This is a genomic window from Sandarakinorhabdus sp. DWP1-3-1, assembly GCF_049896705.1.
In the GTDB taxonomy this organism is placed as follows: domain Bacteria; phylum Pseudomonadota; class Alphaproteobacteria; order Sphingomonadales; family Sphingomonadaceae; genus Sandarakinorhabdus.
Map to the genome: position 1 here is coordinate 509979 of NZ_JAFCUV010000003.1, position 19236 is coordinate 529214.

General features: G+C 68.0%; 18 protein-coding genes and 1 tRNA gene. 8 read left to right on the top strand and 11 right to left on the bottom strand.

Translation table 11 applies throughout. The features are described from left to right. Nucleotides 1–83: 83 nt before the first annotated feature. The 5 genes from ACP7AI_RS16160 to serS all read right to left on the bottom strand — a co-directional run bounded on the left by ACP7AI_RS16160 (nucleotide 84) and on the right by serS (nucleotide 5333). Nucleotides 84–626, bottom strand: a complete 543-nt coding sequence (locus ACP7AI_RS16160) for a hypothetical protein (protein WP_426169548.1) — start codon at nucleotides 624–626, stop codon at nucleotides 84–86. 70 nt (nucleotides 627–696) lie between these two features. Then, nucleotides 697–2034, bottom strand: a complete 1338-nt coding sequence (rimO, locus tag ACP7AI_RS16165; protein ID WP_426170166.1) for a 30S ribosomal protein S12 methylthiotransferase RimO — start codon at nucleotides 2032–2034, stop codon at nucleotides 697–699. Between the two features lie 154 nt (nucleotides 2035–2188). Continuing rightward, on the bottom strand, nucleotides 2189–3121 hold the full coding sequence (locus ACP7AI_RS16170) for a peptidoglycan DD-metalloendopeptidase family protein (RefSeq protein ID WP_426169550.1): 933 nt from the start codon (nucleotides 3119–3121) through the stop codon (nucleotides 2189–2191). Nucleotides 3122–3244: 123 nt separating this feature from the next. Beyond that, nucleotides 3245–4021 (bottom strand): 5'/3'-nucleotidase SurE, encoded by a 777-nt coding sequence (gene surE / locus ACP7AI_RS16175; RefSeq protein ID WP_426169553.1) that lies wholly within the window; start codon nucleotides 4019–4021, stop codon nucleotides 3245–3247. 34 nt (nucleotides 4022–4055) lie between these two features. Beyond that, the gene (gene serS / locus ACP7AI_RS16180) at nucleotides 4056–5333 is read right to left on the bottom strand and encodes a serine--tRNA ligase (RefSeq protein WP_426169555.1); all 1278 of its coding nucleotides are present in this window, start codon (nucleotides 5331–5333) and stop codon (nucleotides 4056–4058) included. 132 nt (nucleotides 5334–5465) lie between these two features. On the opposite strand from serS, the gene ACP7AI_RS16185 reads away from it, so the two are divergent. The 3 genes from ACP7AI_RS16185 (at nucleotide 5466) to ACP7AI_RS16195 (ending at nucleotide 7844) form a co-directional block, all read left to right on the top strand. Further along, nucleotides 5466–6125 carry a zinc-ribbon domain-containing protein gene (locus ACP7AI_RS16185; RefSeq protein WP_426169558.1) on the top strand — a complete coding sequence of 220 codons (660 nt, stop codon included), beginning with the start codon at nucleotides 5466–5468 and terminating at the stop codon, nucleotides 6123–6125. Between the two features lie 88 nt (nucleotides 6126–6213). Next, complete coding sequence (locus ACP7AI_RS16190) at nucleotides 6214–7434, top strand: acyl-CoA dehydrogenase family protein (protein ID WP_426169561.1); 1221 nt, start codon at nucleotides 6214–6216, stop codon at nucleotides 7432–7434. A gap of 323 nt (nucleotides 7435–7757) precedes the next feature. After that, nucleotides 7758–7844 (top strand) — tRNA-Leu (locus ACP7AI_RS16195). A 5-nt stretch (nucleotides 7845–7849) separates the two neighbouring features. Here the strand turns inward: ACP7AI_RS16195 and ACP7AI_RS16200 are convergent. The 5 genes from ACP7AI_RS16200 to ACP7AI_RS16220 form a co-directional block, all read right to left on the bottom strand. Beyond that, on the bottom strand, nucleotides 7850–8623 hold the full coding sequence (locus tag ACP7AI_RS16200; protein ID WP_426170168.1) for an alpha/beta fold hydrolase: 774 nt from the start codon (nucleotides 8621–8623) through the stop codon (nucleotides 7850–7852). A 106-nt stretch (nucleotides 8624–8729) separates the two neighbouring features. Beyond that, nucleotides 8730–9272, bottom strand: coding sequence for a VOC family protein (locus ACP7AI_RS16205; protein ID WP_426169564.1), 543 nt, complete (start codon nucleotides 9270–9272; stop codon nucleotides 8730–8732). Between the two features lie 72 nt (nucleotides 9273–9344). Next, entirely contained in the window at nucleotides 9345–11528 is a 2184-nt protein-coding gene (locus ACP7AI_RS16210) for a TonB-dependent receptor (protein ID WP_426169566.1), read from the bottom strand. A 558-nt stretch (nucleotides 11529–12086) separates the two neighbouring features. Continuing rightward, a complete protein-coding gene (locus tag ACP7AI_RS16215) occupies nucleotides 12087–12890 on the bottom strand; it encodes an IclR family transcriptional regulator domain-containing protein (RefSeq protein ID WP_426169569.1) in 804 nt (267 codons plus the stop codon). A 40-nt stretch (nucleotides 12891–12930) separates the two neighbouring features. Continuing rightward, on the bottom strand, nucleotides 12931–14064 hold the full coding sequence (locus ACP7AI_RS16220) for a CaiB/BaiF CoA transferase family protein (protein WP_426169571.1): 1134 nt from the start codon (nucleotides 14062–14064) through the stop codon (nucleotides 12931–12933). A gap of 422 nt (nucleotides 14065–14486) precedes the next feature. On the opposite strand from ACP7AI_RS16220, the gene ACP7AI_RS16225 reads away from it, so the two are divergent. The 5 genes from ACP7AI_RS16225 (at nucleotide 14487) to ACP7AI_RS16245 (ending at nucleotide 18405) form a co-directional block, all read left to right on the top strand. Further along, complete coding sequence (locus tag ACP7AI_RS16225; protein ID WP_426169574.1) at nucleotides 14487–15242, top strand: citryl-CoA lyase; 756 nt, start codon at nucleotides 14487–14489, stop codon at nucleotides 15240–15242. 11 nt (nucleotides 15243–15253) lie between these two features. Beyond that, nucleotides 15254–16276, top strand: coding sequence for a uroporphyrinogen decarboxylase family protein (locus ACP7AI_RS16230; protein WP_426169577.1), 1023 nt, complete (start codon nucleotides 15254–15256; stop codon nucleotides 16274–16276). Continuing rightward, a complete protein-coding gene (locus ACP7AI_RS16235; protein WP_426169579.1) occupies nucleotides 16273–17412 on the top strand; it encodes an epoxyalkane--coenzyme M transferase in 1140 nt (379 codons plus the stop codon). The genes ACP7AI_RS16230 and ACP7AI_RS16235 overlap by 4 nt, the downstream gene beginning before the upstream one ends. Before the next feature lie 103 nt (nucleotides 17413–17515). Then, nucleotides 17516–17911, top strand: coding sequence for an MAPEG family protein (locus ACP7AI_RS16240; RefSeq protein ID WP_426169581.1), 396 nt, complete (start codon nucleotides 17516–17518; stop codon nucleotides 17909–17911). Then, nucleotides 17911–18405: a DUF427 domain-containing protein gene (locus tag ACP7AI_RS16245; protein WP_426169584.1), complete on the top strand. Its 495-nt coding sequence runs from the start codon at nucleotides 17911–17913 to the stop codon at nucleotides 18403–18405. Before ACP7AI_RS16240 ends, ACP7AI_RS16245 begins: the two co-directional genes overlap by 1 nt. A 54-nt stretch (nucleotides 18406–18459) precedes the next feature. Here ACP7AI_RS16245 and ACP7AI_RS16250 read toward each other — a convergent pair whose 3' ends face one another. Beyond that, nucleotides 18460–19113, bottom strand: coding sequence for an OmpW/AlkL family protein (locus tag ACP7AI_RS16250; protein WP_426169587.1), 654 nt, complete (start codon nucleotides 19111–19113; stop codon nucleotides 18460–18462). Nucleotides 19114–19236: the final 123 nt, after the last annotated feature.

Consider the following 19236-nt stretch of genomic DNA (forward strand, 5'->3'; position numbering starts at 1 on the left):
GCCGCGGCCCGGCGTCACGCCCGGAAACGCCGCACGGGCGGGCCGGCACGATGCCGACCCGCCCGCCCGACGTCAGACGGCGATCAGGCCTGGGTGACCGTCGCCATCCGCGACTGGGTCGAGCTGTGACCGCCGTTGCGGTACAGGATCTCGCGAACGCGGTCGGCGCTGATGCCGCCGGCGCTGTCGTCGACCGCGACCAGCGTGCCGCCGCCGCTGATGCGATCATTGTAATAGGTCGCATCGTCGTCGCTCACGCCATGCTTCTGCAGGCCCTCGTTGAGGCCGCCGGCCGCGGCACCGACGGCCGCACCGGCCGCCATGGCGGCAGGCGCCGCCGATGCGGCGATGGCACCGGCAGCGACGAGCGGGCCGACGCCCGGGATCGCCAGCGCGGCCACCGCAAGACCCGCACCGAGCGCACCGCCGCCGAGCAAACCGCGGATGATGCTGCCATTGCCGTCATCCGTGACGTCACCGCTGCCGCTGGTCGTCGTCGTGCGTCCCTCATGCTGGGCGATGACCGAAAGGGCGCTGTCGGAGATGCCGGCTTCGCGCAGGTCGCGAACGGCACGACCGGCATCCGAATCATTGTCGAATACCGCAGACGCAACAAATTGGCTCATGATTCTCTCCACTTGACGACGCTGATGCGCCGATGCGTGGATAACCGACGGACCCGCCGGACGTTCCCGATCAATCGCCGATCGGAACCCCGAAAAGGTCCGCTTCGTCGGATTCCTCGATCCGCACGCGGACGATATCGCCCACCGAAATGCCGCCGGCGTCGCGCAGATGCACCTCGCCGTCGATCTCCGGCGCGTCGTACTTCGATCGCCCCGAGGCGCCGCCGTCGTCGTCCACCACATCGATCAGCACGTCGATGTCGCGGCCCAGCTTCATCGCCAGCCGCGCTTCCGAGATCAGCGACTGCGCCGCCATGAAGCGGTGCCAGCGTTCTTCCTTCACGTCCTCCGGCACGGCATCCGGCAGCGCATTGGCCGCGGCCCCCGCCACCGGCTCGTACTTGAAGCAGCCGGCGCGATCGATGCCGGCCTCCCCCAGCCAGTCGAGCAGATACTGGAAATCGGCCTCGGTCTCGCCGGGAAAGCCGACGACGAAGGTGCTGCGCAGCGCCAGGTCCGGCACCTGCGCCCGCCATTTGCGGATGCGGTCGAGTACCTTGGCATCGTTCGCCGGCCGCCGCATGGCGCGCAGCACGGCCGGGCTGGCATGCTGGAACGGAATGTCGAGATAGGGCAGCACCAGCCCCTCCGCCATCAAGCCGATCAACTGGTCGACGTGCGGATAGGGGTAGATATAGTGCAGCCTCACCCAGGCGCCGAGCAGCCCCAGTTCGCGCGCCAGGTCGGTGATATGCGCGCGCAACGGCCGCCCGCCGAGCGACGACACCGCATGGCGCAGGTCGACCCCATAGGCCGAGGTATCCTGCGCGATGACGAGCAGCTCCTTCGCCCCGCCCTTCACCAGCGCCGCCGCCTCGCGCAGGATCGCCGCCGGCGGCCGGCTGGCCAGGTCGCCGCGCAGCGACGGAATGATGCAGAAGGCGCAGCGATGGTCGCAACCTTCGGAAATCTTCAGATAGCTATAATGCCGCGGCGTCAGCTTCAGGCCTGCATCGGGGATGAGGTCGAGATAGGCCGATTTCGCCGGCGGCGCCGCGTCGCGCACGGCATTGACGACATCGTCGTACTGCTGCGGGCCGGTGATGGCCAGCACGCCCGGATAGCGAGCGCGAATGGTCTCGGCCTCGTGCCCCAGGCAGCCGGTCACGATGACCTTGCCGTTTTCGGCGATGGCCTCGCCGATGGCATCGAGGCTTTCGGCCTTGGCGCTGTCGAGGAAACCGCAGGTGTTGACGATGACGACATCGGCGCCGGCATAGTCGCCCGACAGTGCATAGCCATCGGCCCGCAGCTGCGTCAGGATGCGTTCGCTGTCGACCAGCGCCTTGGGGCAGCCGAGCGACACCATGCCGACGCGCGGAGCAGGGGCCAGCGAGCGCGGCGCCATATCGAGGGTAAGTGTCATCGGCGCGCCTTACGCGATGGCGCGTGCGAAGTCACGGCGACACCTGCTGCCCCTTCCCCGATGTGAGCGCTTCTGCTCCCTCCCCGCATGTGAGCGAAGCGAACATAGGGTGGGGAGCAGAGGCCACAGCGCGACCTTACCGCCCTCCGATCACCCGCACCGGATCCACCGGCGATCGCCCGCGCCGCAGCTCGAAATGCACCTGCGGCTCCGAAACCGCTCCGGTGGCACCCGCCCGCGCGATGATATCGCCCTGCGCCACCCGCTTGCCGCGCGTCACCAGCAGCGCCTCGTTATGGCCATAGGCGGTCACCCAGCCGCCGGCGTGCTTGATCAGCACCAGGTTGCCGAAGCCCGGGATGGCATCGCCGGCATAGGCGACGACGCCTTCGCCGGCGGCACGCACCGGCGCGCCGGCGCTGGCCTTCAAATTGACGCCGTCGTTGAAGCGGCCGCCGGGCTTGGCGCCGAACCCCGACAGCACCCGGCCCTCCACCGGCCAGCGGAACCCCGGTGCAGCGCCGGTCAGCGTCGGCAGCGGCGCCGCCGCCCCCACCGGCGGTGGCCGCGCGCCGGGCCTGGGCGCCGACGGCCGCGCACCCGTCCTGGGCGCGGGTGCCGCCGGCTCGCCGCCGGTGATGATATCGTCGATGTCGAGGTCGAAGGCGCGGGCGCGGTCCTCCACGCTCATCGTCGCGACGGTCGCCGCCGCCTGGCGGGCGCTGGGCAGCAGCAGCCGGTCGCCGACTTCGAGCACATAGGGCGGCGTCAGCCCGTTGGCGGCCGCCACCTTGCTCCATTCGACACCATAGGCGCGGGCGATGGCGATGCCGGTTTCGCCGCGCTTGACGGTGTGCAGCCGCCCCTGCGGGGTCGCCACGGCATCGGCGACGACCTTGCGCGCCTGCCAGGTCGGCCGCGCCGGTGCCGCGACGCGGCTGGACTTGGCCGCGGACTTCGGCGCCGGCGCCGCGGCGCGCCGATCGGCACTGACGCAACCCGACAGCAACAGCACCAGCAGCGGGACGGCAACGCGATCGGCAAGACGGGTGACAGGGCGGGCGAGCACCCGCGCTTGATAGGCGACGCCGGCCAGCGCCGCCAGCCGCCTTTGTCGCGCGCGTCGCCCGGACTGTCCGGACGCCGTGCCGGCGGACGTGCCGCGGCGCGCGAACCGCCGCGGCGAACCGCCCTAGACCACCGCCAGCGGCGCCAGCACCGTCTTCAGCGCCGCCATCGTCCGGTAGTGCGTCATGTCGAGGTGCAGCGGCGTCACCGAGATGCAGCCGTCGTGCATCGCCTCCAGGTCGGTATCATGGTGCGGCGTCGACTTTTCGCGGCCATAGCCGTGCCAGTAATAGGGGAAACCGCGCGGATCGATGCGCTCCACGAGCTGGATGTTGCCATAGTCGCGGAAACCCTGGTGGGTGACCCGCACGCCGCTGACGTCCGCCGCCGCGACCGGCGGGAAATTGATGTTGACCAGCACGCCGGCCGGCCAGTCGATGGTCTGCACCAGCCGCAGGATCGCGGCGCCGTGCGCGGTCGCGGTGGTGAAATCCTCCTTGCCGGCGGTGTAGTCGGCCATCACCTGCGACAGCGCGATCGACCGGATGCCGGCCAGGCAGCCCTCCATCGCCGCCGACACGGTGCCCGAATAGGTGACATCCTCGGCCAGGTTGCCGCCGCGGTTGACCCCCGACAGGATCAGGTCGGGCTTGTGATCCTTGAGGACGACACCGAGCGCCAGCATGACGCAATCGGTCGGCGTGCCGCGCACCGAAAAGCGCCGCGGCTCGATCTCGCGGAGCCGCACCGGCTGCGACAGCGTCAGGCTGTGGCCGGCGCCCGACTGTTCCTCCGCCGGCGCGACGACCCAGACATCGTCGCTCAATTCGGCGGCGATCGCCTCCAGCGCGACAAGGCCGGGGGCGGCGATGCCGTCGTCGTTGGTCACCAGGATGCGCATTGTTGTTCCTTTGAAAATGTCGGCAGCGCGGTGGCTAGGCCCGCAGCTCGGTCACGCCGCCCATATAGGCGTGCAGCACCTGCGGGATGCCGACGCTGCCATCGGCGCGCTGGTTGTTCTCGATGATCGCCACCAGCGTCCGCCCGACGGCGAGGCCGGAGCCGTTGAGGGTGTTGACGAAGCCCCTGGTGCCCTTTTCGCCGCGCGTCTTGTAGCGGGCGTTCATGCGCCGGCCCTGGAAATCGCCGCAATCGGAAATGCTGCTGATCTCGCGATAGCAGTCCTGCCCCGGCAGCCAGACTTCGAGGTCGAACGTCCGCCGCGCGGTGAAGCCCATGTCGCCGGTGCACAGCAGCACGCGGCGATAGGGCAGGCCGAGGTTTTCGAGGATCGCTTCGGCCGATGCCACCATATGGTCGTGTTCGGCGGCGGCCTGTTCGGGGGTGCAGATCGTCACCAGCTCGCATTTTTCGAACTGGTGCTGGCGGATCAGCCCCTTGGTGTCGCGCCCGGCGCTGCCGGCTTCGGACCGGAAACACGGCGTCAGCGCCGTCATGCGCAGCGGCAGTGTGTCGTCGTCGATGATCGCCTCGCGGACGAGGTTGGTCAGCGACACTTCGGCGGTGGGGATCAAATAGCGGCCGTCGGTGGTCTTGAACAGGTCGTCCTCGAACTTGGGCAATTGCCCGGTGCCATAGGCGGCATCGCGGTTGACGAGCAGCGGCACCGCGGTCTCGGCATAGCCGTGGCGCTCGGTCTGCATGTCGATCATGTACTGGCCGAGCGCCCGGTGCAGCCGCGCCAATGGCCCCTTCAGGACGGCAAAACGCGCCCCGGCGATGCGCGCCGCGGCCTCGGGATCATAGCCCAGCCGCGCGGCGATGACGTCATGCTCGAGCGGCCTGAAATCGAAGGCGGGCGGCGTGTCGTGGGTCTTGACGACGACATTGCCGGTCTCGTCGCTGCCGTCGGGCACGTCGTCGGCGGGGATGTTGGGCAGGCCGTCGAGCCGCGCCTGCACCACCGCCTGGGCGGCGCGCTCATCGGCCTCGAGGCCCGGGATGCGTTCCTTCAGTGCCGCGACGACGGCCATCATGGCATCGGCGCGGTCATGGTCGCCGCGCTGCTTGGCGGCGCCGATGTCGCGCGACGCCTCGTTGCGGCGGGCGAGCGCCGCCTGCAGCTCGGTCTGGATGGCGCGCAGCCGGACATCGGCCTGCAGCACGGCGACCGATGCCGCCGCGACGCCGCGCCGGGCGAGCCCCGCGTCGAAGGCCGGCGGGTTGGCGCGAATGGTGCGGATGTCGTGCATGGCAGCGCTATCGCCCAAAGCTGCCGCCCCGCGCAAGCAACGGTTGTGCAATCGATGTGCGCGCACGCAACGGTTGCGCGACGCCCAAGATGGGGCTTTTCGCGCCGCCGGCTTTGGCCTTAGATAGCCGGCGTGATTGTTACCTGTCCCAATTGCGGCGCCCGTTATCGCCTGTCGGACGAGGTCGTCGCACGCCGCGCCCGGCTGAAATGCGCCGCCTGCGACCAGCGCTGGGTGCCCGAGCCGGAGGCGGAGACCGTCGAGGCCGCGCCGGAGCCGGAGCCCCCGGAGCCGCCCCCGCCCGAACCGCCGGCGCCGGAGCCCGAGCCCGCCTGGGAACCGCCCGAAGAGGAGGAGGAGGAGGAAGAGCCCCGCTCGCACCTCGTCCGCAACATCGTCGCCGTCGTCCTGGGCCTCGCGCTGACCATCACCGCCGCGGGGCTGTGGGTGGGCCAGGTCGACACCAGCCGCATCCCCGTCGTCGGCGATACGCTGTCCCGGCTGGTGCCGGTCGGCCAGCCGCTCGACATCGGCGTCAGCGGCGTCGTCACGCAATTGCCGTCGGGCGGCCGCGTCCTCGACGTGACGGGCACCATCACCAACCGTGGCCAGGCCCGCGCCCGCGTGCCGCTGCTGCGCGCCAGCCTTGCCGGCCCCGATGGCCCGGCCCGCCGCTGGACGATCGCGCCGCCGGTGACCGAACTGGCGCCGGGCGCCAGCGCCACCTTCACCAGCACCATCATCGGTTTTCCACCCGCCGCAACCAGGCTGTCGATCACCGTATCACGCTAGGGATTTGTCCTGACCCCTCAGTTTCGCGCTGGATTCACCGGCGTGAGCGTGACACTGACAAGGCGAAAGCCATAGGGGAGTGAAGTCCATGATCTTTGAATACAGCGACAAGACCAAGGCCTTGATCGAGCGCGTCCGCGCCTTCATGGACGAACATATCTACCCCAACGAAGCCCGCTACGAACAGGAAGTCGCCGAGGGCGACCGCTGGAAGGTCCTCCCCGTCATCGAGGAATTGAAGCCGCTCGCCCAAAAGGCCGGCCTGTGGAACCTGTTCCTCAACATCTCCGACCACGACACCGGCGAATGGAAGGGCCCCGGCCTCACCAACCTCGAATATGCGCCGCTCGCCGAGGAAATGGGCCGCGCCGGCTGGTCGAGCGAAGTCTTCAACTGCTCCGCCCCCGACACCGGCAACATGGAAGTGCTGCGCACCTATGGCAGCGAGGACCAGAAGCAACAGTGGCTGCGCCCGCTGATGGCCGGTGAAATCCGCTCCGCCTTCCTGATGACCGAACCCGCCGTCGCCTCGTCGGACGCCACCAACATCGAAACCTCGATCGTCCGCCAGGGCGACGAATATGTCATCAACGGCCGCAAATGGTGGTCGTCGGGTGTCGGCGACCCGCGCTGCAAGATCGCCATCGTGATGGGCAAGACCGATCCCAGCGCCCCCCGACACGCCCAGCAGAGCCAGATCCTCGTCCCCCTCGACGCCCCTGGCATCACCAAGGTCCGCGCGCTGAAGGTGTTCGGCTATGACGACGCCCCCCACGGCCATTTCGAGGTCATCCTCGACAATGTCCGCGTCCCCGTCGCCAACATGATCCTGGGCGAAGGCAAGGGCTTCGAAATCGCGCAGGGGCGCCTCGGCCCCGGCCGCATCCACCATTGCATGCGCTCCATAGGCTCGGCCGAACGCGCGCTCGAAAAGATGGTCAAGCGGCTGAAATCCCGCGTCGCCTTCGGCAAGCCGATCAGCGAGCACAGCCTCTGGCACGAGCGCATCGCCGATTCGCGCATCGCCATCGAACAGTCGCGCCTGCTGACGCTGAAGGCCGCGTACATGATGGACACCGTCGGCAACAAGGCTGCCGCCAACGAGATCGCGATGATCAAGGTCGTCGCCCCCAACATGGCCTGTCTGATCCACGACCACGCCATCCAGGCCCATGGCGGCGGCGGCGTCTGCCAGGATTACGGCCTTGCCAGCGGCTATGCCGGCCAGCGCACCCTGCGCCTCGCCGACGGCCCGGACGAAGTCCACCGCCAGGCAATCGCGAAGAACGAGCTGCGGCGGTATAACTAGTCGCAGCGCTGCGCGCGCGTAGCGGGCGATTTGCAACGCAAATCCCTGTTATGCGCCGACAGGCGCAAGACCGGCCACCGAGGCGGCCAGCCCCGCTGGCCGATCTCGTCTGACGTCAGCCGCGACTTTGCCGCGGCCCCTGCCCACCCTAACCGTCACCCCGACGCAGGCAGGGGTGACACTTTGGCGGCGGCGCGGCGACTGTCCCCGACAGTTTCTCTCCCGACTCGCGCCCCGCCCCCGAATCCCGCTTGCGCACCCCGCCTGCCCCTGCTACCCGCCGCCTCCTACCGGACGAGGCCCAGCCTCGGACACTTGGCAGTGCGGCCATGGCGGAACTGGTAGACGCGCAACGTTGAGGTCGTTGTGGCCGAAAGGCCGTGGAAGTTCGAGTCTTCTTGGCCGCACCAGCCAGTCAGTCGCTTCGGGGCAAGCCTCCCGAAAGCACCCCGCGCAGCACCGCGTTGAAGCCCTCCGCCGCATCGATGTTGCAAAGATGCCCGGCGCCCGGCAGCACCACCGCCCGCGCCCCCGCCGCCGCCAGCGCCGCGACATTGGCCCGACGCCGCGCCGTGTCCTGCGCCCCGACGATCGCCGTCACCGGAAAGCCCGCCCCGGCGATCATTGCCGCCGAGGCTGCCAGCGCGCCCGGCGCCGCCAGATCACGCCCGGCATAATCCGCCAGCATCGCCGCCGCCAGCGCCGCCCCGTCCGGCGTCACCGCCCGCATCAGCGGATGCGCGCCCCACAATCCCCGCAACCCCGCCAGGTCGTCGGCCCGCGCCGCATCGGCCATCGCCGCCAGCGGCACCGCCTCATCGTCCCCCGAAGCCCCATCGAGCGCCGTCCCCTGCAGCGTCAGCGACAGCAACCGCCCAGAGGTCCGCGCCGCCCGCGCTGCCAGCGCCAGCGCCACCCGGCCGCCCTGCGACATGCCGATCAGGTGAAAGCGCCCGATCCCCAGCGCATCGGCGACGCGCAGCACATCGTCGGGCTCCGCCGCCAGGTCCGCCGGCGCCGTGGCATCCCCGAAACCGCGCCGGTCGATCGCCACCAACGTCGCGCAATCGGCCAGCGGCAGCTGCGGCCCCCACATCCGGCGATCGAACGTCCAGCCGTGCAGCAGCAGCAGCGGCGGGCCATGTCCGATGGTTTCAACCGGCAGCGCGCCCCCGGGCACGGCGACCATCCGCACGGAACCGCCGGGCCAGCGCGCCGGCGGCCCTGCCCCCCGCAAGGCCACCGGCACGCCCCCAGGCGCGTCCGGAGCGTCCGGCGCGTCGCCCGCGGCGCCGTCAGGCCGCGTGGCGATAGGGATTGTTGTTGCGGCGGTCACCGGCCAGCCAGCGCGCCAGCTCGGCCCGGGCCGTCGCCCGCCGCTCGGCATCGCCATCGGCGGCGCTCGGCGTGTCATGGGTGAATTCGAGGATCATGCCGTTGGGGTCGGTGACATAGACCGACCGGCAATAGCCATGTTCCAGCACATAGGTCGCCGGCGGTTCGATGCCGGCAGCGACGATGCGCGCCTCCAGGTCGGCCTGCGTCTCCGCATCGACGTTGAGCGCGATATGGATGAACGGCGACGACGGGATATCGGGCCCGAACTCGGCCTGGTCGGCGGGATCGGCGAACTGGAAGAAGGCCAGCGCCGAACCGTCGGCCAGCTCGAAGAAGCAATGGCAATAGGTGCGTTCCTTGCCGAACAGCTCGTCCATCTCGGTATAGGTGGCGATCAGCGGCAGGCCGATCACTTCCTCGTAAAAGGCGCGCGTCGCCTCCAGATCCTTGGTGACATAGGCGGTGTGGTGCAGGCGGCTCGGCCGACGGGTGACAGTCATCGTTTCATCCTCCTCTACCAGACACGTTCGTCCCGGCATGCCGCCGCGTCAGACCCGCGCCGTCAAGCCCCCTCAGAAATTGAAGCTCGCTTCCACGCCATAGCGCCGCGGCCGCGCCTTGAAGACGAAACCGCCCGGCGAGAATTCGGCATTGTACTTGATGTTGAACAGGTTCGACGCAAAGCCGGTCAGCGACCAGTTGCGCCCGGCGACGCCGAGGCGCGTGTCCACCAGGTCGATCGGATCGCGCGACGTCGAATTTTCGACATCGAACCAGGTCCGTCCGGTGCGCCGGTAATCGACGCGCGCCGTCAGGTCGAGCGTTTCGGTCAGCGGCCGGCGGTAATTGCCGGTCAGGTTGAGCGTGTAGCGCGAGATCAGCGGCGCCTGGTTGCCGACGACGCCGGGGCCCGGGAAGCGCTTGATTTCGCTGTCGGTATAGCCAAAGCCGGCGATCAGGTCGAGGCCCGGCAGCGGCCGCAGCGTGGCGTCGACCTCGAAACCCTTGATGCGCGTCTCGGGCACATTGCCGAGGTTCTGCGTCGAGTTGGCGGCGAGGAAGACGAAGAAATAGCTGTTTTCCGACTTGGTGGTGAAGGCGCTGGCGTTGAAGGTCAGCAACCGGTCGGCGGTCTGGGTCTTCAGGCCGATCTCGAACGTCTCGGCGATTTCGGCTTCGAAGATGTCGTTGACGCCGACGATGCCGTTCGACGCGGCAACGCCGCCGACGCCCGTCTGGTTGAAACCGCCCGACCGGAAACCGCGCGACCAGCCGCCGAACAGCGTGACATTGTCGGCCGGCTTCCAGGTCAGCGTCAGCTTGGGCTGCCACGCGTCGAAGGTGCGCTTGCGGACCTGGCCTGTGACGCCGGGCGGGAAGCCCGGGACATTGGGCAGGAAATTCGCCGGCGTCAGCGTGGTGTTCTCTCTGGCGTCGCGATCATAGCGCAGCGAGGCATCGACGCGCAGCTGGTCGTTGAGCTTCCAGATGGCGTTGCCGAACAGCGCCCAGGCGAAATTGTCCTGGGAATCGGCGAGGAAGGTCTGCTGCGGGTTGAGCGGGTTGGTGCTCGGTGTGCGGTATATCGGCGTGACGCCATTGCCCGTGTCGATCAGGTTGCCGGTGGAGATATAGCGCTGGGTGCCGATGCCATAGGCGCCGACGATGACCTGCAGCGGCTTGTCGGCCGGCGAGGCATAGCGGAACTCCTGGCTCCACGCCGACACGTCGAGATACTGGCTCTGGTTGATGTCGAAGCCGAAGAACTGGAACAGCAGCGATTCGGGGATCGGCAGGAAGTTGAAGCCGTCGCCCGTCAGGATTTCGGTGACCTTGTCGTAGGACGTGGTCGAGGTGAAGGTGCCGATGTCGCTGTCATGCTGGATGCGCAACGTCGCATTGTAGAGGTCGCGATCGTTGATGCCGGCATTGTTGACGCGCACCGGCAGCGACACGTCGTTCACGTCGCTGACGATGTTGTAATAGAAGGCCTGGGTGCGCAGCAGGCTGACGGCGCCGCGCAGGTCGACGGTCAGTTCCGGCGTCGCCTGCCACAACAGATTGCCGCGCAGGTTGAATTCCTTGAACGGGTCGGCGTCCTCATTGAGGAAGGTGTTGGGGATGAAACCGTCGGTATCGTACCAGGTGCCGGCGATGCGGAATTTCACATTTTCGGCGATCGGGCCCGACAGATTGGCACGCGCGAAATAGCCGAAGCCATTGTCGACGCCGGCGGTGATCTTGCCCGCCAGTTCGTCGGTCGGCGCCTTGGAGGTGATGATGATCGCACCGCCGATGGCGTTGCGACCGTAAAGCGCGCCCTGCGGGCCCTTCAGCACCTCGATCTGCTCGATATCGACCAGCTCCTGGTTGAACTGGGCGGCGTTGACCTGCTGGACACCGTCGACGACGACCGCCACCGACGGCTCCGAATTGCGCGCCTGGGTGATGCCGCGGATGATGACGAAGCTGCTGCCGGCGTTCTGGGTCTGCACCAGGTTGACGTTGGGGGTGAGGCCGATGAAATCCGCGGGGCGGACGATACCGGCGGCCTCGATCGTTTTCGAGGTAAAGGCGGTGATCGACGCCGGCACATTCTGCAGCGATTCCGAGCGGCGCAGCGCGGTGACGAGGATCTCGGTGTCGTCGGTCGCGGTCGGGGCGGCGGGGGTCGTGGTGGTCTGGGCCAGCGCACCCGACGCCAGCAGCAACGCCGAACCGGCAAGCAACCTCGACAGCGTTCCCAGCGACTTCATGCCGTATCCCCCAAAGCAAGCGCATTGGTGCCGCTTCTGTGGCAGCACCCTGATCCTTCGATGGATGTTTCGCATTACGAAGTCAAGTTCGTTATGCGAAGATTTCGGCGGTTCTCGCTGACAGTCACCCCGGCGAAGGCCGGGGCCATAAGCCACAAGCTTGCCGCATGAGCTCGCGCGAACCCGACGATCATGGTGTATGGGCCTCGGCCTGCGCCGGGGTGGCACGGAAAAGGTGCGCCGCATCGCCACGCCACTTGATCGCGCAATCAAGAAAAATTCCCCTGAAATCGCGCCCGATCGCAGCGGGACCGTACCCCGCCCGCCAAGCGGCAACACGCAGACGCCACCGCCATTGCTCTGAAATCACCCGAAAATCGCCCGAAAATAGGGCCTTGCGCCCAGACACCAGCGTCAGCCAGCCACCCGTCGCCCTACCCCGGGTTACTGCCGGTCCGGCGATCGCGTCGGATTTTCGGTACCGAAGCCGGAATGTAGGCTTTCGACCATCCGAAAACCGCGCGAAAATCGCTCCATCCGCGCCGCAACGCGCCACATTCACCCCGCCGCCAGTGACCGCGCCAGTGTCGGCCAGCGCCGCAGCTGGTCCTCGATCTCCCGCGCCGCCTCGCGCAGCATCGGCAGACGCGTCCGCACCAGCTCGTCCTGGGAGATCCGCGTCGTCGAGGTCGAGCAGTTGATCGCCGCCACCACCCGGTTTTCGGCCCCAAGAACCGGCACCGCCACCGACACGATGCCATAGTCGAGCTCGTCCAGCGCCGAGTCATAGGACCGTTCACGCACCATCCGCAGCCGGTCGCGGAACGCCTGGGGGTCGGTGACGGTGCGTTCGGTCAGCCTTGCCAGTGCGCCGGCGGCCAGAAACGCCTCGATTCCGGCCGGTTCCTGGTACGCCAGCAGCACCTTTCCCATCGATGTCGCGTGCAGCGGGAAGCGCGTTCCCACCCCGACCCCCAGCCGGATGCGACGATTGGTGGGGATATGGCACACATACAGCAGGTCGCGACCCGACCGGACCGCCAGCGACGCCGAATCCCCGGTGTTGTCGCGCAGCAATTGCAGGGGCGGCACGGCCACCTGTTCGATGTTCATCGACGCCAGATAGGCCGATCCGAACGACAGAACCTCGGGTCTGAGCAGGAACTTTCGCCCCACCTGGGCCACATAACCCAGCGCCACAAGGGTGTTCAGGCACCGCCGCGCCGCTGCCGGCGGCAGCCCGGTGACCGTCGCCACCTCCGACAAGGCCATCTCGGGATGGGCCTGGTCGAACGCCCGCAGTACGCTCAACCCCCGCTGCAGGGTCGAAAGATACTCCGGATCCTTGGGTTCACGGGCCATGGTGCCAGCGCTATGGGACGCCGCGGCCCCGTGCAAGGCCTCAGGCGGGGTCACTGCGGCCCAGGATTGCCGCGTTATCGGCCCCCAGCAGCGGCGGCGCCGTGACGACAAGCGACCGTTCCCCGTCGAAACTCAGCGGCGACCGGATGGTGCGGAAGGGTCCGAAGGGCCCCGGCGCGGTGATTTCCAGCTCCAGAGCCTGCGCCTGAGGGCTCGCCAGCACCTCCTCGGAGGTCGCCACCGCGGCATTGGGCACCTCGAGTTCGGTCAGTCGCGCACACCAGTCGGCCCGCGGACGGGTGGCGAACAGGGGTGCCAGATAGTCGACAATGGCCTCGTAATTGGCAATGCGGGCCTCGCGGCTGGCGAATTCCGGCTGCGCCAGCATGTCCGGACGGTCCACCGCCAGGGCCAGATTCGCCCAGAACTTGGGCGGCGAGGACATGTGAAGGGCAAGCCAGGCCCCGTCGCTGCACTGGAAAACGTACGATTGGCTCACATGCGGCCGGCTGTAAGGCCCCATCAACTGGTCGTCGGCACGCAAATGGGTGAAGTCGTCGAGGTTGAAATGGCACATCGCCTCGAACATCGAGGTCTCGACAAGGCGTCCCCGACCCGTCGTCTGGCGCTCGTAAAGGGCTGCCAGCACCCCTTGCGCGGCATAGAAACCCGTCATCGCATCGGCAATGGCGGGGCCGACAACCCGCGGCCGGCTGGGGTTGAGCAGCAGCCGGAGGAACCCCGAAGCGGCCTGCGCGACGGTGTCGAAGGCGGGTCGATCGCGGTCGGGACCGCTGCTGCCGAAGCCCGAGATGGAGCAATAGACGAGTTTCGGATTGATCCCCTGCAGCCGTTCGGCATCGACGCCGAGTTTCTTGGCCACGCCGGGGCGGAAATTCTGGATGAAAACGTCGGACTCGGCGATGAGTTTGTCCAGCGCCGCACGGTCGTCGGCGGTGCGCGTGTCGAGCGTCACGCTGCGCTTGTTGCGGTTCCAGGTCTGGAAATGCGGGGCATAAAGCTTGCCGCGGAACGACCGGAACGGGTCGCCGGTGACGGGTTGCTCCACCTTGATGACGGTGGCGCCCAGGTCCGCCAGCATCATCCCGGCGGCCGGCCCCGTAATAAACGTGCCCATTTCGAGCACCCGGACATCGGAAAGGGGCAGCGCCATCTGGTTCTCCTGCTGCCAGCGTATGATCGCCGGCGATTTTCGACCGGTTTTGCGACGGTCATTTTACCCGATTTCGGATTCTGCCCGCCGAAACGCCTGCGGTTTCGTATCGATAGGAGACCCTTGGATGACGAAAGCGTCGGATCACGGCGCGCTCGCCCGGCAATTTCCTGCAATTACAACGTCACAACCTCATGCTCACCGTGGCTTCGCCGGCGCTTGGATCGGCCAACGCGTGTCGAAAACCTGCGATTTCTGTGGCATTTTGCTTGAGTGCCCGTTCAAGTGACGCGTCCAGCACATCGACGATGAGGCACCACCGCCGATCCGCTCTCGCGTCAATTCCCCGCGATCGTCTTGACGCCTGATACAAACTTCGCATAACGAAAACAAGTTCGAAAATCGAACGTTGGGGAGTCGAAATGCGCATCGGGAAGCAGGACGCGCCCTTTACCGCCATCTGCACGTCGGACGCCGAGAGCATCCGCGTCCGCGGCCAAGACCTGTGCGGCGAAATCATCGGCAAGATGGATTTCACCAGCTATTTCTGGCTGCTCGTCACCGGGTCCGCGCCGACGCCCACCCAGAAATTCTTCGCCGATGCCGTCCTCGCCGCCATTGCCGAACATGGCCTGGTGCCCAGCGTCGTCGCCACTCGCATGACCTATGCCGCCGCGCCCGAGGCGTTCCACGGTGCGGTCGCCGCCGGGCTGCTCGGCTGCGGCTCGGTGGTGCTCGGCAGCGCCGAAGTCGCCGGGCGCTTCCTCGCCGAGGTCGTGGCGGGCGGCGATGCCGAGGCCGCGGTCCGCGCGCTCCGCGCCGACAAGAAGGCCATCCCCGGCTTCGGCCATCCCCAGCACAGCGGCGGCGACCCGCGCGCCAATCTGTTGCTGCAGCTCGCGGCCGAGCGTGGCATCGAAGGGCCGCATATCGCCGCGCTGCGCGCCGTCGGTGCCTGCCTGCCGGCGGTCATCGGCCGGTCGCTGCCGGTCAACGTCAACGGCGCCATCCCGGCTGTCATGCTCGATGTCGGCTTTCCGCTGGCGGCGCTGAAAGGCATTTCGCTGCTCGCCCGCACCGCCAGCCTCATCGCCCATCTGCAGGAAGAATCGGAGCGGCCGATCGGCTTCATGCTGTCGGGCGCCGCGGCTGCCGCCATCTCCTACGACGGTCCCTAGAAAGGCTGCCCATGCTGTTTCCCACCTCGCTCGTCGGCTCCTACCCCCAGCCCGACTGGCTGATCGATCGCGAGAAGCTCGCCGGCCGCTTTCCGCCGCGCGTCCGCGCCCGGGAATTGTGGCGCGTGCAGCCCGACTATCTCGACCAGGCCCAGGATGATGCGACGCTGATCGCGATCCGCGACCAGGAGCGCGCCGGCCTCGACATCATCACCGATGGCGAGATGCGCCGCGAAAGCTATTCGAACCGCTTTGCCACCGCGCTCGACGGCGTCGATCTCGACAATCCGGGCTCGGCGCTCGATCGCTCGGGCTATCCCAATCCGGTGCCGCGCGTCACCGGCCGCATCCGCCGCCGCCACGCGGTCGAAACCCGCGACGTCGCCTTCCTGCGCGCCAATACCGACCGGATGATCAAGATCACCGTGCCCGGCCCGTTCACCATGGCCCAGCAGGCACAGAATGATTTCTACCCCAGCCTGCGCGAAATGGCGCTCGATTATGCCGAGGCGGTCAATGCCGAGATCCGCGACCTGTTCGCCGCCGGCGCCGACATCGTCCAGATCGACGAGCCGTACATGCAGGCCCGCCCCGACGCAGCGCGCGAGTACGGGCTGGAGGCGGTGAATGCCGCGCTGGCGGGCATCACCGGCCAGACCGCGCTGCACATCTGCTTCGGCTATGCCGCCATCATCCACGAGCGCCCGACGGGCTACACCTTCCTGCCCGAACTGTCCGGGTCGACGGTCAAGCAGGTGTCGCTGGAAACCGCCCAGTCGAACCTCGACACGGCCGTGCTCGAAAACCTGCGCGGCAAATCGATCATCCTGGGCGTCATCGACCTGTCGACGCACGACATCGAGACGCCGGAGACGGTCGCGGCGCGCATCCGCAAGGCGCTGCCGCATGTCGATGCCGACAAGGTCATCGTCGCCCCCGATTGCGGCATGAAATACCTGCCGCGCCCTGTCGCCTTCGGCAAGATGCAGGCGATGGCGGCGGGTGCTGCGATCGTGCGGGCCGAGCTGGCATGAGCGGCGGGCGTTTCCTGACCACCCATGTCGGCAGCCTGCCGCGCGCCGACGACCTGATCGCGATGATCTTTGCCCGCGAGGCCGGCGAGGCGGTCGATGCCGGCGCACTGGCCGCCCGCGTCGAGCAGGCCGTCGGCGAGGTCGTCGCCGCCCAGGCCGGCGCCGGCGTCGCCGTCATCAACGACGGCGAACAGTCGAAGCCGAGCTATGCCACCTATATCAAGGACCGGCTCCACGGTTTCGGCGGGGAGGGCAACAGCTATGTCTTCCAGGATGTCGAGGACTTTCCCGGCGTCAAGGCGCGCATCTTCGGCGATGCCGGCCGCCGCCACAGGAAGACCCCGGCGTGCAACGCGCCGATCACCGTCAAGGACATGGACGCCGTCCATGTCGACGCCGCAAACCTGAAGGCGGCGCTGGCGCGGCATCCGGGGACCCAGGGCTTCCTGTCCGCCGCCTCCCCCGGTGTCACCGCGCTGTTCTTTGCCAATGCCCATTACGACAGCGACGAGGACTATCTGTTCGCCCTCGCCGAAGGGCTGCGCCACGAATATGAGGCGATCGCCGCCGCCGGCATCACGCTGCAGGTCGATTGCCCCGACCTGGCGATGGGCCGCCATACCCAGTTTCGCGACCTCGACCTCAACGGTTTTCGCGACCGCATGGCGCTCAACATCGCCGCGCTCAATCATGCGACGCGCAACATCGCGCCCGAGATGATGCGCATGCACCTGTGCTGGGGAAATTACCCGGGTCCGCACCATTGCGATGTGCCGCTGGCCGACATCATCGACCTCGTGTGGACCGCACGCCCGCACGCCATCCAGTTCGAAGCCGCCAACCCGCGCCACGCCCATGAATTCGCACTGTTCGAAGCCGTCGGCGTGCCGGCGGGCAAGGTGCTGATTCCCGGCGTCGTCGAATGCCAGTCGGGCTATATCGAGCACCCCGAGCTGATCGCCCAGCGGATCGGCCGCTATGCGCATTTGGTGGGCCGCGACGCCGTCATGGCCGGGGTCGATTGCGGCTTTTCGATCCATGCCGGGTCGGGCGGGGTCGACCCGGGAGTGGTCTGGGCCAAGCTGGCGGCGCTGGCGGAAGGGGCGGCGATCGCTTCGAAGCGGTTCTGGCCGTAGGGGGCGCCCGCCCCACGGTTGCACTCCCGCGCCGGGTCGCTTATTGATTTGCGCATGACTCAGATCGGTCGCAACCGGCCGGCGCAGTCAGGGGGAACACGACATGGCACTTTATCCGTTGACGGCACTGGCGATCCTGCTCGCACTGGCGGTCTATTTCGGCCTGGGCGCCGTCGTCGGTGCGGCGCGCGCCAAGTATGACGTGCCGGCGCCGCAGTCGTCGGGCCATCCCGAATTCGACAAGCGCAACCGTGTCCATGTCAACACGCTGGAGCAGCTGGTGCTGTTCGTGCCGGCGGCGATGCTGGCGGCGCCGGTGCTCGGCGATGCCGTCGCCGGCGGGCTGGGGCTGATCTGGACGGTTGGGCGCTTCGCCTATGCCCGCGCCTATTATGTCGACCCCAAGACGCGCAGCCTGGGCTTCCTGCTGACCATCCTGCCGACCTTCATCCTGTTCCTCGCCGCGGCCTGGGGCGCGATCCGGACGCTGCTCGCTTGATGCCGATTCCGGACCCCGTCCTGCCCGGCCAGGAAAGCGTCTGGGATTATCCGCGGCCGCCGGCGCTGGAGGCGTCGACACGGCGGCTGCGCATCGTCCATCGCGGCGTCGTCATCGCCGATACGACGGCGGCGCTGCGGACGCTGGAGACCAGCCACCCGCCGACCTGGTATCTGCCGCCGGCCGACATCGCCATGGCGCTGCTGGAGCCGTCGCCGCAGCGCGGATCGGTCTGCGAATGGAAGGGGCGCGCCGTCTATTGGGATGTCGTCGTCGGCGCGGAGCGGCTGGCGGCGGTCGGCTGGAGTTATCCGCAGCCGACACCGCGCTTTGCGGCCTTGCGGGATCACATCGCCTTTTACGCAGCGCCGTTCGACGAAGTGACCGTCGATGGCGAGCAGGTGCGGCCGCAGCCGGGCGGCTTCTACGGCGGCTGGATCACGTCGGACCTGGCGGGGCCGTTCAAGGGCGTGCCGGGCAGCCAGTTCTGGTAGCGGGCCGATACCGTCATGCTGGCGTGCGCCAGCATGACGGGACGGTAGGCGACCTTAATACCGCATGCCGAGGCCGACGCCGAACACCAGCGGGTTGATGTCGACAGCGACCTGGTTGACGAGCGCGCCGCTGGTCAGTTTTGCCCGGGTCGTCATGTCGATGTACTTGACGTCGAGGTTGAGGAAGACCTTTTCGCTGATGTCGACGTCGACACCGGCCTGCACGGCATAGCCGAAGCTGCTTTTCAGGCTGACATCGGTGGGGCCGACGGCGCTTTCCAGCGCGGCGCTGGCGTTCCGCGAATAGAAGATCGTGTAGTTGATGCCGGCGCCGACATAGGGCCGGACATGGCCGGCGGGCAGGAAGTGATATTGCAGGACCAAAGTCGGCGGCAGCACCCAGGTGCTGGCCAGCTTGCCGACGCCGGCCAGCGTGCCGGTGCCGCTGATCGTGTGCTTGTCGGTGGCGAGGACGAGCTCCACCCCCAGGTGGTCGGTGGCCATGTAGGTGAAATCGAGCTCCGGTGCATAGGCGTCGTTGACCGACACGCCGGCACCTGGAAAGCTGGGCAGCACCGGGCCGCTGCTTTCATTGGGCGATACCATGATGGCGCGCAGGCGGACGAGGACATCGCCCTGCTTGGCGGCGGCCGGGGCGGCGATGGCCGCGGCGAGGGCCAGGCCGGCGATGAGGTTCGTGACGCGCATTGTCTTTGCTCCCTGTTGATGGCGCCGCTGTGGGCGCTCGGCGGGGGCCGGACATTGATCCAGCGCAAAGGCGACCGATTATTCCGGGGCTGGCACGCTCGGGAGTGATGACGCCGGGTCGCG

What these genes read in the sequence shown, in the direction of transcription:
- ACP7AI_RS16205 (WP_426169564.1), bottom strand. Translation starts at nt 9,272, where the DNA reads ATGACTGTCACCCGTCGGCCGAGCCGCCTGCACCACACCGCCTATGTC.
- ACP7AI_RS16245 (WP_426169584.1), top strand. Translation starts at nt 17,911, where the DNA reads ATGCCGATTCCGGACCCCGTCCTGCCCGGCCAGGAAAGCGTCTGGGAT.
- rimO (WP_426170166.1), bottom strand. Translation starts at nt 2,034, where the DNA reads ATGGCGCCGCGCTCGCTGGCCCCTGCTCCGCGCGTCGGCATGGTGTCG.
- ACP7AI_RS16215 (WP_426169569.1), bottom strand. Translation starts at nt 12,890, where the DNA reads ATGGCCCGTGAACCCAAGGATCCGGAGTATCTTTCGACCCTGCAGCGG.
- ACP7AI_RS16190 (WP_426169561.1), top strand. Translation starts at nt 6,214, where the DNA reads ATGATCTTTGAATACAGCGACAAGACCAAGGCCTTGATCGAGCGCGTC.
- ACP7AI_RS16200 (WP_426170168.1), bottom strand. Translation starts at nt 8,623, where the DNA reads ATGGTCGCCGTGCCCGGGGGCGCGCTGCCGGTTGAAACCATCGGACAT.
- ACP7AI_RS16225 (WP_426169574.1), top strand. Translation starts at nt 14,487, where the DNA reads ATGCGCATCGGGAAGCAGGACGCGCCCTTTACCGCCATCTGCACGTCG.
- surE (WP_426169553.1), bottom strand. Translation starts at nt 4,021, where the DNA reads ATGCGCATCCTGGTGACCAACGACGACGGCATCGCCGCCCCCGGCCTT.
- ACP7AI_RS16235 (WP_426169579.1), top strand. Translation starts at nt 16,273, where the DNA reads ATGAGCGGCGGGCGTTTCCTGACCACCCATGTCGGCAGCCTGCCGCGC.
- ACP7AI_RS16250 (WP_426169587.1), bottom strand. Translation starts at nt 19,113, where the DNA reads ATGCGCGTCACGAACCTCATCGCCGGCCTGGCCCTCGCCGCGGCCATC.
- serS (WP_426169555.1), bottom strand. Translation starts at nt 5,333, where the DNA reads ATGCACGACATCCGCACCATTCGCGCCAACCCGCCGGCCTTCGACGCG.
- ACP7AI_RS16230 (WP_426169577.1), top strand. Translation starts at nt 15,254, where the DNA reads ATGCTGTTTCCCACCTCGCTCGTCGGCTCCTACCCCCAGCCCGACTGG.
- ACP7AI_RS16210 (WP_426169566.1), bottom strand. Translation starts at nt 11,528, where the DNA reads ATGAAGTCGCTGGGAACGCTGTCGAGGTTGCTTGCCGGTTCGGCGTTG.
- ACP7AI_RS16240 (WP_426169581.1), top strand. Translation starts at nt 17,516, where the DNA reads ATGGCACTTTATCCGTTGACGGCACTGGCGATCCTGCTCGCACTGGCG.
- ACP7AI_RS16220 (WP_426169571.1), bottom strand. Translation starts at nt 14,064, where the DNA reads ATGGCGCTGCCCCTTTCCGATGTCCGGGTGCTCGAAATGGGCACGTTT.
- ACP7AI_RS16160 (WP_426169548.1), bottom strand. Translation starts at nt 626, where the DNA reads ATGAGCCAATTTGTTGCGTCTGCGGTATTCGACAATGATTCGGATGCC.